This is a genomic window from Streptomyces sp. NPDC027189 (assembly GCF_055566975.1).
This window is the reverse complement of the sequence record NZ_JBVHRI010000002.1, coordinates 399824-414482: the sequence shown is the minus strand read 5'-3', so window position 1 is coordinate 414482 and position 14659 is coordinate 399824. Positions and strand designations below refer to the sequence as shown.

Sequence of the window (14659 nt, the reverse complement as noted above, 5' to 3'; positions counted from 1 at the left end):
GTACGGAATCCGCCTGAGCCCGAGTTCACGAGGACACCTGTCTAGATGCCTGCGAACGAGATGCCCGCGAACGAGACCCCGAAGCAGTTCCCCGAGATGTCGGTCACGACTTCCGAGGGAGCGCGGGACTGGCTGGCGTCGGCCGTCGCCGAAGCGGCCGGGCTCGACCCGATGGCCGTCGACCCGGAGCGGCCGATCGCCGAATTCGGCCTGGGATCAAGGCAGTTGGTGACACTGGCGGCAAATCTCTCCGAGCGGATCGGACGGCCGCTGGAGCCTTCTCTCGTCTTCGACCACCCCACGATCGCAGCGATCAGCGAGGCGGTCTTCGGTGAGCGGACCGCCGGTGCGGTGGCGGCGGACCCGGCGCCGGCCGACACGCCCGTGCGGGCCGACGACGACATCGCGATCATCTCCCTGGCCTGCCGCTTCCCCGGCGGCGCCGACGACCCCGAGGCACTGTGGCGGCTGCTGGCCACGGGCGAGGACGCCATCGCCGAGGTGCCCGCGGGCCGTTGGGACACCCAAGGGCTCTACGACCCCGACCCGGAGGCCACCGGCAAGGCGTACACCCTGCGCGGCGGGTTCCTCTCCGACATCGAACGCTTCGACGCGCCCTTCTTCGGGATCTCGCCGCGCGAGGCCGCGGCCATGGACCCCCAGCAGCGGCTCCTGCTGCAGACCAGCTGGGAGACGTTCGAGCGCGCCGGGATCGTCCCTCAAGCGCTGAACGGCAGCTCCACGGGCGTCTACATCGGCCTGTACGACAGCGGGTACCTGGCCTCGGCCGGACTGGGGCAGCTCGACGGGCACGTCGGCACGGGCTCGGCGTCCAGCGTGGCCTCCGGGCGCATCGCCTACACCCTCGGCCTCCAGGGCCCGGCGGTGACCGTCGACACCGCCTGCTCCTCCTCCCTCGTCGCCCTGCACCTGGCGGCGCGGGCGCTGGCGAGCGGCGAGTGCGACCTCGCGCTGGCGGGCGGCGCGACGCTGCTCGTGACGCCGCGCGGGCACGTCGAGTTCAGCCGGCTGCGCGGGCTGTCACCGTCCGGGCGGTGCAGCCCGTTCTCGGCCGACGCGGACGGTGTGGTGTGGGCCGAGGGGTGCGGTCTGGTGCTGCTCAAACGGCTCGCGGACGCGCGCCGGGACGGCGACCGGGTCCTCGCGGTCGTCAAGGGGTCCGCGATCAACCAGGACGGGCGCAGCCAGGGCCTCAGTGCCCCCAACGGCCCCGCTCAGGAGCGGGTGTTGCGTGCCGCCCTCGACGCCGCGGGGCTCCGGCCGGACGACCTGGACTACGTCGAGGCGCACGGCACGGGCACGCGGCTCGGCGACCCCATCGAGGGGCGGGCGCTGGCAGCCGTCTTCGGACCGGGACGCCCCGCCGACCGGCCGCTCGGCGTCGGTTCCCTGAAGTCCAACATCGGTCACACACAGGCCGCGGCGGGCATCGGCGGCGTCATCAAGACGGTGCTGGCATTCGGCCACGAACTGCTCCCGGCCTCGCTGCACGCCGAGACTCCGACCGAGCACGTCGACTGGGCGGACAGCGGCCTTCGCGTGCACCGCAGCGCCCGGGCGTGGCCGCGGGACGACCACCGGGTGCGGCGGGCCGGGGTGAGCGCGTTCGGGATCAGCGGCACGAACGCGCACGTGGTGCTGGAGGAGGCGCCGGAGGACCTGGCACGGTCGGTCGCCGAGCGGCGGCCCGCCCAGCAGTTGACCGCTGGGTGGCCGAAGGCCGGGCCGAGGCGGGCCGAAGCGCGGGCGGCCGAGCCGGGGCAACTGGAACAGCAGATGGCCGAGGCGGAGCACCCCGAACAGCTGCCCGCCGAACCGCGGCGAGCCGAAGAGCGGACCGGCGAGCCGAAGCACTCCGAACGGCCCGAGACCGAACAGCCGCAGCTCGAACAGTCGCAGGTCGAACGGTCGCAGACCGAGCAGCCGCGGACCGAAGAGCCCACCGCCGGGCTGCCCGCGAAGACCCTCTTCCCGCTCTCCGCCCGCACCCTCCCCGCCCTCCGGGGACAGGCTGGCCGCCTCGCCGAAGCGCTCGCGGCACGGCCGCAGTTGCCGTTGTCAGGCGTGGCAGCGACGCTGGCCCATCACCGTACGCACTTCGAGCAGCGAGCCGTCGTCCAAGCGGCCGGCCGCGACGAATTGCTCACCGCGCTGCAGGGTCTCATCGAGGGACAGCCCGACGCCGACCTGACCGCAGGTCCCCAACAGGCCTTCCCCGCAGGCAAGTTGGCCTTCGTCTTTCCCGGTCAGGGCTCCCAGTGGACCGGCATGGCCCGGGATCTGCTCGACAGCTCCCCGGTGTTCGCGGACGAACTGGACCGCTGCGACGCCGCCCTGCGCCCGTTCACCACCTGGTCGGTGGCGGCCGTTCTGCGCGGCGACACGGGCGTCCCGTCCCTGGACCGCGTGGACGTCGTCCAGCCGGTCCTCTTCGCCGTGATGGTGTCCCTGGCCGCGGTGTGGCGGGCCCGGGGCGTACGCCCGGACGCCGTGATCGGGCACAGCCAGGGCGAGGTCGCCGCGGCCTGTGTCGCCGGGGCGCTCAGCCTCAACGACGCGGCCGCCGTGGTCGCCCTGCGCAGCCAGGCCCTGACCGAGCTGTCCGGCTCCGGCACCATGGCGGTCGTCGCCCTGCCGCACACCGAGGTCGAGGCGCGCCTCGCCGCATACGACGGCCGGGTCTCGGTCGCCGCCGTGAACAGCGGCCGGTCGACGGTGATCGCCGGTGACGTGGAGCCGTTGGAGGCCCTGCTCGCCGACCTCGACCGGCAGCAGGTGTTCGCCCGCCGCCTCGACGTCGACTACGCCTCCCACAGCGCCCAGGTCGAGCCGGTCCGCACGACGATCCTCGACGAACTGGACGGCGTCGTCACCTGCCCGGCCTCCGTCGCCTGGTATTCGACCGTCACCGGCGAGCAGGTCACCGAGGAGCTGGAAGCCGACTACTGGTACACCAACCTCCGCGCACCCGTCCGCTTCGGGCCCACCGTGGAGCGTATGACGGCCGACGGATACCGCCACTTCGTCGAACTCAGCCCCCACCCGTCCCTGCTCACCGCACTCCGCACCGTCGCCGAAGAGGCCGGCCACGACGACCTGGCAGCCGTCGGATCGCTCCGCCGCGACGAGGACGGGCCCGCCTGCCTGGACCGCGCCGCCGCCGAACTGCACGTCCACGGACGCAAGATCGACTGGCGCCGCCTGGTCGCCGACGCCGAACCGGCGGACCTGCCGACGTACGCCTGGGACCCGCAGCGCTACTGGATCGAGCCCGAGTCCGCCGTCGGCGCCTCCGGCCTCTTCGACCGTTCCGCGCACCCGCTGCTCGGCATCCAGCTGCAGTCCGCGGACGAGACCCGCTGGACCTTCCGCAACGAGTGGTCCCCGGCCACCGCCGACTGGCTGCCCGACCACACCGTCTTCGGACGGACCGTGGTGTCGGGCACCACTCTGATGGAGTTGTGCCGCGCCGCGCTGACCGCGGCCCGCCCGGACGATCCGGGTGACGTCACCGACCTGCTGCTCCTCGCGCCGCTGACCCTGCCCGAGTCCGGCACGGCCGAGGTGTCCGTCGAGGTGGTCACCGCCGGTCCAGTACCGGAGATCACCGTGCACAGCCGTCCGCGGGGAGGGGAGGCCGCGGGCTGGACCCTGCACGCCACCGCGTCGGCGGCCGAGTCCGCCCCGGTGACGGCCGGGCAGCCGCCGCGGTGGCCGGAGGCCGCCGAACCGGCCTGGAGCGAGGAGACGTACGAGCGGCTCACCGGGCTCGGCCTCGGCTACGGCCCGGCCTTCCAGGGCGTACGGTCGGCTGTCGCGACGGGCGACGGCGAACTGCTGGCCCGGCTCTCGCTGCCGGCCGTGGCCCGCGAGGCGGCCGACCCGTACCCGGTCCACCCGGCGCTGCTGGACGCCGCGCTGCACGTGACCGCGGCGTTCGACGCGTCCGACGGCCGGGTGCTGCTGCCGGTCGCGCTGGGCCGCTGCGTCCTGCCGCCCGGCGGCGCGACCGAACTCACCGCGCTCGTACGGCGGTCGGGCGGCACCGGAACGGATCTCACCCTGGACGTGACGCTGTGGGACGCGGACGGTCTCCCGGCGGGCCGACTGGAAGGCGTACGCCTGCGGGCCGCGGATCCTGGCGACCTGAACGGCGTCTCGGAGAACGGCAGGCACCTGTACGAGGTGGCGTGGACGGCCGCGCCCGAGACGCCCGCCGGGGCGCCGGGCACCGAGTGGGCCGTCGACGGCGACCGCTCGGACCCCGAGGTCGTTGCAGCCCTGCGAGGCCTTGAGGCGGCGGGGATCCAGGTGTGCGAGACGGGCACCGACGTCCTTGTACGGTTCTGGCCGTGCCCGGCACTGGACGCCGAACCAGCCGCCGCAGCACAGGAGTTGGCGGCCACGGCACTGGCCGAGCTGCAAGCCCTGATCGCGCTCCCGGAGGGCGGGGCGCCGGCCCGGACCGTTTGGGTGACCCGCGGCGCGGTCGCGGCCGGCGACCGGGACACGGTGCCCGGTCTGGCCCAGTCGGTGCTGTGGGGCCTGGCTCGCGGCGCCCGCACCGAACACCCGGACCTCGGGCTGACCCTGCTCGACCTCGACGGCACCGAGCCCGCAGGCGCTCTGCCGGCCGCCGTCGCATACACCGACGAGCCCGAACTCGCCTGCCGGGCAGGCGCGTTGCTCGTCCCGCGACTGGTGCGCGCCCGTGCCGCGGACGCGCTGCGGATCCCGGCCGGGGACCACTACGAGCTGGCCGGCCTCCCGGCGGAGCCGACACTGCGTGCGGTGGCGGCCCAGGCCGCCGTGGCCCCCGGCCAGGTGCGGATCCAGGTGCACGCGCTCGCGGTGCGCCCCAACTCGGCCTCGGTCCCCGGTGGCGAGACGCTGTGCGCCGGTGTGCTCACCGAGGTCGGCGCCGATGCCGAGGGATTCGCCCCCGGTCTGCGGGTCGTCGCCCTCGCCGAGAGCACGCCCGGCTCCGAGGCGCTCGCCGACGCGAGGCTGGTCGCGGTGCTCCCGGACGACGTTCCGTTCACCGCCGCGGCCGCCCTGCCCCTCGTCCTCACTGACACGGCGGACCGTGAACAGCTCGGTGCGGCCCTGCGCGCGGCCGCCGACGCCGGGCAGCCGCGTCCTGCGCACACCCGAACCCTTCCCGTCACGGCTGCCCGCGAGGCGATACGCCGGGGGATCGCGTCCGGCGGCCCCGTCGTCCTCGACCTGGCCGGCCGCCCCACCCCGGTGCCCACCGACGGTACGGTGCTGATCACCGGAGGTCTGGGTGCGGTGGGCCGGCACATCGCCCGGCTCCTCGTCGAACACGGCGTCCCACGGCTGCTGCTGACGTCCCGCCAGGGGCCGGGCGACCCACGTACCGCCGAGGTCACCGCGGAACTGACCGCGCTCGGCGCCGAGGTCGAGGTGGTGGCGTGCGACATCGCGGACGCGGCGGCCATGGCCGGCGTACTCGGCCGGATCGGCGACGAGTTGCCGCTGCGCGGTGTGGTGCACTGCGCCGGCATCCTGGCCGACGGGGTGGTCGCCGAGCTGACGCCCGAACGCCTCGCGCAGGTGTTGCGCCCCAAGGTCGACGGCGCCGCCCACCTGCACCGGCTCACCGCCGACACGCCGCTCGACCTCTTCCTGCTGATCTCCTCGGCCGCCGGCGTCGTCGGCAACGCGGGCCAGAGCAACTACGCCGCGGCCAACGCTTTCCTCGACCAACTGGCCCACCACCGAAGGTCCTTGGGCCTGCCCGGCGTCTCGGTCTCCTTCGGTGCCTGGGCGGGCGAGGGCCTCGCCGCCGAACGCGCCGACCTGGCGCGGATGGCCCGCCTCGGCCACCGCGCGCTCACCCCCGACCAGGGCCGCGACCTCGTCGAACTCTCCCTGCGTCGCGGCGCACCGCACCTGGTCGCCTGGGCTCTGGACCTGCCCCGCCTGCGCGACAACCCGGCCACCACCGGCGGTACTTCCGCGGCCCTGTGGCGCTCGCTGCTGCCCGCGCCCCGCACCGGCCGGGACGGCGGCGACGGACTGGCCGACCGCCTGGCCCGGCTGCCGGAGGCCGAACGCGCCGAACGCGTCCTGGCCCTCGTCCGGGAGGAGGCCTCCCGCGCCCTCGGCCTGCGCTCGGCGGAGACGGTCCGCCCCGACCAGCCGCTGCGCGAACTCGGCATGGACTCGGTGACAGCGGTCGAACTCCGCAACCGCATCGGCACCCGCATCGGCGCCAAGCTCCCCGCCACCCTGCTGTTCGACCACCCCACCCCGACCAGGCTCGCCGAATACCTGCTGGCCACCGCTCTCGCGACGGGCGGCCGTACGACCAGCCGGACCGCCCCCGACACGCAGCCGACCCGTACGGCGGTGTCCGCGTCCGACGAGCCGGTGGCCCTGGTGGCCATGGCATGCCGCCTGCCCGGAGGCGTGAGCGATCCTGACGGCCTGTGGCACCTGGTGGCCCAGGGCCGAGACGCGGTCGGTCCGTTCCCGGCGGGACGCTGGGACGTGGAGTCGCTGTACGACCCCGACCCGGAGGCCCTGGGCAAGTCGTACGCCCGGGAAGGCGGCTTCCTGGAAGACCTCGAGTCCTTCGACGCGGGCTTCTTCGGGATCACTCCGAAGGAAGCGGCAGCCATGGACCCGCAGCAGCGCTTGCTGCTGGAGACGGCGTGGGAGGTGCTGGAGCGCGCCGGGATCGTCCCCGCCGAGCTGGCGGGGAGCACCACCGGTGTCTACGTCGGCATGTTCGGCAGCGACTACCTGTCGGGCTCCCGGCTCGACCAGCTGGACGGATACGTCGGTACGGGGTCGGCGCTGAGCGTGGCCTCCGGCCGGCTGGCGTACGTGCTGGGGCTGGGCGGCCCGGCGTTGACGGTGGACACGGCGTGCTCGTCGTCGCTGGTGGCGCTGCACCTGGCGGCGCAGGCGCTGCGGTCCGGCGAGTGCGACCTGGCGCTCGCCGGTGGCGTGACGCTGATGGTCACGCCGGGGACCTTCGTGGAGTTCAGCCGTCTGCGGGGGTTGTCCCCGACCGGCCGCTGCCGCTCTTTCTCGGACGGCGCCGACGGTGCCATCTGGGCCGAGGGCGCGGGCATGGTCGTACTGAAGCGGCTGAGCGACGCGCGGCGTGACGGTGACGAGGTGCTGGCCGTGCTGCGCGGCACGGCCGTCAACCAGGACGGCCGCAGCCAGGGGCTGTCCGCGCCGAACGGTCCGGCTCAGGAGCAGGTGATCCGGCGGGCGCTGGAGCTGTCCGGGCTCGGGCCGGCCGACATCGACTACGTCGAGGCGCACGGGACGGGCACGACGCTGGGCGACCCGATCGAGGCGAACGCCCTGTCGCAGGTCTTCGGTGACTCGCGTCCGCCCGGCCGCCCGTTGTATCTGGGATCGCTGAAGTCCAACATCGGGCACGCGCAGGCCGCTTCGGGCGTGCTCGGGCTGATGAAGGTGGTGCAGTCACTGCGCCGGGAGACCCTGCCGCGCACCCTGCACGCCGACACGCCCAGTCGCCACGTCGACTGGGACGGCAGCGGGCTCCAGCTGCTGCAGGAGCCGGTCGCCTGGCCGTCGTCGCAGGAGCGCACACGGCGGGCCGGCGTGAGCGCCTTCGGGATCAGCGGAACCAACGCGCATCTGATCGTGGAGGAGGCGCCGCCGGTCGAGGCGGAGCCCGAGGGCGAACTCCCGCCCGGGAAGCGGCTCTTCGTCCTGTCCGGGCGGAGTGGGACCGCGGTCCGGGGGCAGGCCGCCCGGCTGGCCGAGCACCTGAGCGACGACCCCGCCGCCCTGCCGGACATCGCCCACTCCCTCGCGCGGCACCGCAGCCACTTCGAGCGGCGCGCCGCGATCGTGGCGGGTGACCCGAATGAACTGCGCGCCGTGCTGGACGCGTTGGCGACCGGACGGAAACCGCTGGCGCCGCAGCGCGAGGAAGGGTCGGGCAAGGTGGCCTTCGTCTTCGCCGGGCACGGCGGTCAATGGCCGGGCATGGGCCTGGAGTTGATGGCCGGCTCCGAGCCCTTCCGGGAGGAGCTGGCCCGCGTCGACGAGGCGGTTCGGCGGCACGTCGGCTGGTCGGTGCTCAACGTGCTGCGGGCGCCGGAGGAGTTCTCCCCGCTCGACCGGACCGAGTACCTGCAACCGGTGCTGTTCGCGGTCAACGCGGCGCTGGCCGCCGCCTGGCGTGCGCTCGGCATCGCCCCGGACGCCGTGGTGGGGCACAGTCTGGGCGAGATCGCCGCCGCGTACAGCGTGGGCGCCCTCACCCTGGACGAGGCCGTGACGGTGGTGACCGGGCGCGCCCAGGCGGTCGTACCGTTGGTCGGGCAGGGCGGAATGCTGGCCGTGGAGCTGCCGCGCACGGAGGTCGAGAAGCTGCTCGCCCCGTACCCGGACCGGCTGTTCGTCGCCGCGGTCAACAGCGCGAATTCCACGGCCGTTTCCGGCGAGGCCGACGCGCTGGCCGAGCTGCGGCAGCACCTGGAGGAGCGGGCGATCCCCATCCGGCGGCTCTCGACGGCGTTCGCTTCGCACACCCCGTTGATGGACCCGCTCCGCGAGGAGCTCCTCGACCGCTTCTCCGGCGTCCGGGGTACGCGGACGCCGACCCCGCTGTACTCGGCGGTGCTGGCCGAACCCGTGCCCGGCGACCGGCTGGATGCCGAGTACTGGTTCGCCAACCTCGGGCAACCCGTCCGTTTCGCGGACGCGATCCGACGGATGCTGGACGACGGATACCGCTACTTCGTGGAGCTGAGCCCGCATCCCTCGCTCATTCCGTCGATCGAGGCGGTCGCCGCCGAGGCCGGGATCGACGCGGTGGGCGTCGGCTCGCTGCGCCGGCAGCAGGACGGGCGCGACGTTCTGCTGCGCAGGCTGGGGGAGTTGTACGAGGCCGGGCACACACCCGACTGGCCGGTGGTGTTCCCGGAGGGCCGCCGGGTCGACCTTCCCACGTACGCCTTCGCTCGTGAACGCCACTGGCTCGCGCCCGCCCCGGCCACCGCGTCGGGCGCGTCGCCGCTCCTCGGCATGCACATCGAGGCGAGCGACGAGCCCGAACGGCACATCTTCCAGAGCGACATCGACCTGCGCGACAGCCGTTTCGGCTATCTCACGGACCACCGGGTCACCGGCGAGGTCTGGCTGCCCGGCGCCGCCTTCCTCGGCATGGCCCTGGAGGGCGCGTCCACGCTCCACGACGGCGGCGAAGTGCGACTGGCCGACGTCAGGTTCATCCAGCCGCTGCGGCTTGACGCGGACCGACCTGTACGGCTGCAACTCGTCCTGCGGCCCGCCGAGGACGGTTTCAGGGACTTCACGATCGCTTCGGCGGCCGCGGGGGAGCGCGGTACGCGGTGGGAGCGGCACGCCGTCGGACGGGTCGCCGTCGATGCTGTGGAACCCGTGGCCGATGCGCGGTTCGCAGCGCTGCGCGAGCAGTGCACGGAAGAGGTCGACCTGGCGGGCGTCTACGGCCGACTCGCCACCCTCGGCATCGACTACGGACCCGCCTTCCGCGGCCTCGAGGCGGGCCACCGCGCGAACTCCGCGGCGCTCGGCCGGCTGGCCGACAAACCGGCCGCCGGCCACCTGCTGCACCCCGCGGTCCTCGACGCCGCGTTCCACGTGGCGGCCCTGCCGGGCAACGCGCCCGAGGGCCGCGCGTTCGTGCCCGCCGGGGTCGGCCGGCTCCGGTTCACCGGACTGCGCACCACCCCCGCGTGGGTGACCTGCGCACTGCGGTCCGTGGAGGGCGACACGGCGACTTTGGACCTGTGGCTCTGGGACGAGAACGAACAACTGGTCCTGGAGGCGGAGGAGTTCGAACTGGCCGCGCTCTCCCCGCTGGACGGCGCGCTCTTCGAGACCGGCTGGCAGCCCCGCCCGGAGGCGCACGAGCGGCCTGCGGAGGGCAGTTGGCTGATCCTGGCGGACGAGACGGGGGTGGCCGTCGAACTCACCGAGCGTCTGGGCTCGTCGGTGCCGCATGTGATCGCTCGCAGGGGCGAGGAGTTCGGCCTGGAGGCCCCGGGCCGGTACGTCCTCGACCCGACCGATCCGCGGCACCTGGCCCGGCTCTTCGACGAGGCGTTCACGGACGGGCTGCCCGAGCGAGTGGTCCAGCTGTCCGCGCTCGACGCCCCGGCGATCGGGGATGCCCGGACGGCCGAGGAGGCGGCACGGCTGTGCTGCCTGAGCACCCTGCACCTGGTGCGGACGCTCGCCGACCGCCCGCAGGGCCGGGCTCCCCGCCTGTTCGTGGTCGCACGGGGCAGCCAGGCCGCCGGTGACAGTGCGCAGGTGACGCACCCTCAGCAGGCCCTCGCCTGGGGCTTCGGTCTCGCGGTGGCCCAGGAGTACCCGGAGCTGTCGACCACACTGATCGACCTGCCGGTCACCGACGGCGTCGACGAGCTGTGGACCCAGCTGCGGCACGCCGACGAGGAACGGCTGGTCGCGCTGCGGGAGTCGGGCCGCCTGGTGCCGCGACTGGTCCGGACCCGCCCGGACGACGGCGGGCACGCCGAGATCACCCCGGACGGCGTCCACCTGATCACCGGCGGTCTGGGCGGCCTCGGACGCGTCGTCGCCGAACGGCTGGTGCGTCGCGGCGCCCGCCGACTGGCCCTGATGAGCAGGGGTACGCCCGACGCGGACACCGCCGGGTGGATCAAGGGTCTCCAAGAGCGCGGTGTGACCGTGCACGTGGCCCGCGCCGACGTCGCCGACCGGGACGGTCTGACGGCCGCACTGGACGCTGTACGACGTGCAGCCGGGCCCATCGCCGCAGTCGTCCACGCTGCCGGCGTCCTCGACGACGCCACCGTGGCGAACCTGACGGACGAACGCGTCCTGCGCGTCCTCGCCCCCAAGGTGCTGGGCACCGCGCTGCTCACGGAGCTGATTCCGGAAGCCGGGAACCTGGTCCTCTTCGCCTCGGCGGCAGGCCTCCTCGGCTCGGCCGGGCAGAGCCCGTACTCGGCGGCGAACGCCTTCCTCGACGCCTGGGCACACCACCTCGCCCGGGCCGACCGGCGGGCGCTGAGCCTGGACTGGGGCGCCTGGGAGGGCGTTGGCATGGTCGCCGAGTCCGGCACCCGGGCCGCCGAGACCAGCCGGTCGGGACTGGTCGCGTTCTCCCCGCAGGACGGCGGCGAACTGTTCGATCGGGTGCTGACCACCTCCCGCCGCCAGCTCGCGCCCATCGCCCTGGACTGGGAGATGCTGGCGCTCGACCCGGACGCGGCGCGCACCCGTCCGATCCTGGGCGACCTCGTCGCCGTCCCGGTGGGTACGGCGGACTCCGACGGCCTCGTCAAGAAGGTGTTCGCCGCGACGACAGAGCAGGACCGCGCTGAGTGGCTCGAAGCGTACGTACGGGCCAGGGTCGGCGAGGTCTCCGGAGGTGTCGTGGACGTCTTCGCGACCTCGGCCCTGAAGGAACTGGGCCTGGACTCCCTGATGCTCGTGCGACTGCGCAACGCCTTCGCCCGCGAGCTGGGCGTGGAGCTGCCCGCCGCCGCCGTGTTCTCGGCGTCCGACATCCGCGGCCTCGCACGCACCCTGGGCGAGGCGCTCCCCGAGCGGAACACCCAAACGCAGGGGGAGGAGCAGCCCCAGGTCGCCGTCGAGGTGCCCGAGAGCGAACTGCGGCCCGCCACCCGCGATGTCGTACGGCTGCTGCGCAGCGCCCAGCCCGGCATGCCGGACGCGGCGCACGGCGTCGGCCTGGCGGTACGGCTCGTCACACCGACCACCCGAGAGTCGCTCACCGACATCCTCACCCGGCTCGCCGGACGGCACGCGGCCCTGCGCACGGCGATCGTCAACGGTGCCGAAGGCGGGCGGCAGTTGCGGGTGGAGCGGGAGCCGGCGCAGCCGGTCCTGACCTGGACGACCGCCGAGGGCGAACTCGACGCTGCCGAGGGGCTGCGTCAGCTGCTGGAGCCGCCGTTCGACCTGGCGAACCCGCCGCTGTGGCGGTTCGAGCTGCTCGACGGCGGTGCGCGGGGCCAGATCCTGGTGTTCGGCGCGCACCACGCGGTGAGCGATCTGCAGTCGCTGCTGCTGGTGGCGGGGGAGATCGACGCCGAGCTGTCCGGTACCTCGCTCGGCGGCGCCGTCACCAACCGCGACATCCATCTGCTGATCGAGGCCCAGCGGACCGGCGATACCCCCGGTGCGGGCGCGGGCGCCGGTGCCGGCGCGGCCGAGTGGCGCGAGGCCTTCCACGGCAGCGCGCGTCTCGACCTGACACTCGCCCGGCCGCGCCCGGCGGCGCGTTCCTACCGCTCCGGCAGTGTGACCGTGGCGATTCCCGACGGGCTCATGGAGCGGGTCTCGGCGGCCGCGAGCGGGCTCGCCATCACGCCCGCCGCCTTCTGCCTCGGCACCCTGACCGTGCTCCTGGCGCGGAAGCGGGAGCGGGAGCGGTTCGTGCTCGCCGTACCCGTGGACACGCGCATCCACGCCGACGCGTACGACGCGGTGGGCTTCTTCGGAGTTCCGGTGCCGTTCCCGGCCGAGGCCCGGCCCGGCGAGCGGATCGAGGAGGTGCTGCGCCGCACCGACGGTCGACTCGACCGGGTCCTCGCCAAGGGCGCCATGTTCTCGGACGTGCTGTCGACGCTGGCCGAGCAGGGGCTGTACCGCGCCAACGCGCCGCTGGTGGAGGTGTACTTCAACTACGTACGCTCCTCGGCGGGCCGTCTCACCCACCTTGAGGTGCTGCCGGCCGGGACGGGCTACACCGACCTCGACCTGATGATCACCATGACCCCGGACGCGGGCCGGATCCGCCTCGACCACAACCTCGACATCCTGGACGCGGCGACCTCCACCGAACTGGGGGAGGAGTTCCTGCGGCTGCTCGCGGAGGCGGTCGAGGATCCGACTGCGGCGGTCCGTACGACGGTCGAGGATCCGACGGTGGCGGTCCCTACGACGGTCGAGACCGCCCCGGTCGCGGCCGAAGCCTCAGCCGTCGATGAGCCCGCTGCCTCCCCGCGCGGCTCGCTGGCCCTGGCCGCCACCTTCGCCCTCGGCAACTTGCCGCCGCTCTGCGAGGCGGCGGCCGACGAGGGGGCGCAGGACGGCGGTCTGACGGTCGCGGAAGCCCCTTACCACCAGGTACTCGCCGCCCTGCGCGACCCCGCCGGCGTCTTCGCCGACCCCACCACGGCGGTGGGCGTGGTGCTGTTGCGGGCGGTGGACCTGGAACGGTTCGGCCCAGTGGACGACGCGCTGCTCGCCGAGCTGCGCACCGAGTACCCGGCGGCGCTGCGGGCCCTGTCCGAACGGACCCGCAAGCCGCTGATCGTCGGTTTCCTGCCGTCCGTACGGGAGGAGGAGCGGCTCGCGCGCTGGGAGCGGGAGATCGCCGCCGAACTGGCCGAGTCGCCCGGCATCGCGGTGCTCCGCCCCCACGACTGGACCCGCCGCCACGTCGTCGAGGAACCCTTCGACGAGCGCACCGAGCGGCTGGCGCACCTCCCCTTCACCCCGCGCTTCCAGGCGGCGGTGGCGCTGCGGCTGGCCGAGGTCGTACGAGCGGTTCGGCGGCCCGCGCCGAAGGTGATCGCGGTGGACGGCGACGAGACCCTGTGGGGCGGGGTCGCCGGGGAGATCGGACCGGAGGCGGTGGACCTGACCGGTCCGCGCGCCCTGCTGGCGCGGAGGCTGCTGCAGTGGCGTGCCGCGGGCGCGCTGCTGGCGCTGGTCAGCAACAACGACGAGGACACCGTCCGGGCCGTTCTGGATCGCCCCGAAAGCCTGCTGAAGGCGGAGCACTTCAGCGTGCTCTCCGCCACCTGGGGCCCCAAATCGGGCCGCCTGGCCGAGGCGGCGCGCACGCTCAACCTCGGTCTTGACAGCTTCCTGTTCCTGGACGACAACCCGGTCGAGATCGGGGGAGTGCGGTCGGCGTTGCCGCAGGTGCTGTCGGTGACCTGCCCGCCGACGGCCGAACTGGAGGAGTTCCTGGGCCGGTTGTGGCCGCTGGTCCCGGCGGCGGCGACGGCCGAGGACGCGCTGCGGGCGGGGTTCTACGCCCAGGAGCGGGAACGGGACGCCGTGCGCGAACAGGCCGGTTTCGAGGAGTTCCTCGCCCAGTTGGAACTGAACGTCGACATCCGGGCCCTGTCCGAGGCCGATGTCCAGCGGGCGGATCAACTCGTCCGCCGTACGAACCAGTTCACCCTCCGCGCCAGGTCGGCCGACGGCGGCGACGTCGCCCGGTGGCGGGAGCGCGGTGAGGTGTGGACGGCCGCGGCACGGGACCGCTTCGGCGACTACGGCCAGATCGGCCTGCTCGCCGTCCGCCCGGACGGCGACCAACTCGACGTACTGGCCTGGCTGATGAGCTGCCGGGCGCTCGGTCGAGGCGTCGAGGAACGCCTGTTGCAGTGGCTGGCCGACCGCGCGGACGAGCTGGGCTGCGCCAAGGTCCGGCTGACGGCGGAGCGCACCCCGCGCAACGTACCGGCTCGTCGGCTGCTCGCCGCGCTCGGCGGCGGGGACCAGGACGACGAGCGCCTGGAGAGCGTGGTCACACCGGAACACCTCCGGGCATTCCGTTCCTGGCAGCGCCAGTGACCGGCCGGGTTCGGTCGGCGGCAGCAGT

General features: G+C 74.0%; 1 protein-coding gene. It reads left to right on the top strand.

The window, feature by feature from the left end; genetic code table 11:
- The first annotated feature begins 45 nt into the window (after positions 1-45).
- On the top strand, positions 46-14631 hold the full coding sequence (locus ACZ4RZ_RS06400; protein ID WP_467742576.1) for an SDR family NAD(P)-dependent oxidoreductase: 14586 nt from the start codon (positions 46-48) through the stop codon (positions 14629-14631).
- Positions 14632-14659: the final 28 nt, after the last annotated feature.